The 475-nt window shown below is 81.5% G+C and carries 1 protein-coding gene and 1 pseudogene; one reads left to right on the forward strand and one right to left on the reverse strand.

Features of this window, described 5'->3' with window-relative positions; translation table 11 throughout:
• Positions 1 to 204 (forward strand): LpqB family beta-propeller domain-containing protein (locus tag LPA54_RS37550; RefSeq protein ID WP_228984920.1); only part of this gene is annotated, 204 nt, incomplete at its 5' end.
• Here LPA54_RS37550 and LPA54_RS37555 read toward each other — a convergent pair.
• Positions 174 to 475 (reverse strand): annotated as a pseudogene (locus LPA54_RS37555) (ComF family protein); the annotation flags it as partial. The gene LPA54_RS37550 and the pseudogene LPA54_RS37555 overlap by 31 nt on opposite strands.

The raw sequence follows: 475 nt of genomic DNA on the forward strand, positions 1-475 counted from the left end.
GTGGAGAAGGGCGACGAGCGGTCGCTGCTCGTCGGCCGGATCGAGCGCCGTGGCCCGGACGAGGCCGGGTCGAGCGAGCGCACCACGGTCACCGTGGTGGAGCTCAGGTCGGCGACACCCGAGCTGGAGCAGGTCACCGCCATGTCGTGGGCCGGGGACAGCCGGCTCGTGGTCGTCCGCCGCAGCTCACCCGCCGCCGCGTAGGCGATCCGCCGCGCGGGGTCGTGCCCGCGCGCCCGCACGGCCCGCCGGGCGGACGGGACGGGGACGAGCAGCACCGGGTCGCGTGCCGCCGGGGCTCCCAGTCCCGCCCGCACCGCGCCCGCCAGGGCCTCGCCCAGCGGCCGGGCGTGGGCCAGGGCGCCGCGCTCCGTGGGGGCGTGCAGGGCGGCGCGCCCCTCGGCGGCGTAGGGGGCGGCCGCGTGCCCGGGCGGAAGTCCACGGGGCTCGGGCGCCGGCCGCTCCCGGCGCGGCG

Origin of the sequence: Streptomyces sp. DH12, from assembly GCF_020873895.1 — a bacterium.
Lineage (GTDB): Bacteria > Actinomycetota > Actinomycetes > Streptomycetales > Streptomycetaceae > Streptomyces.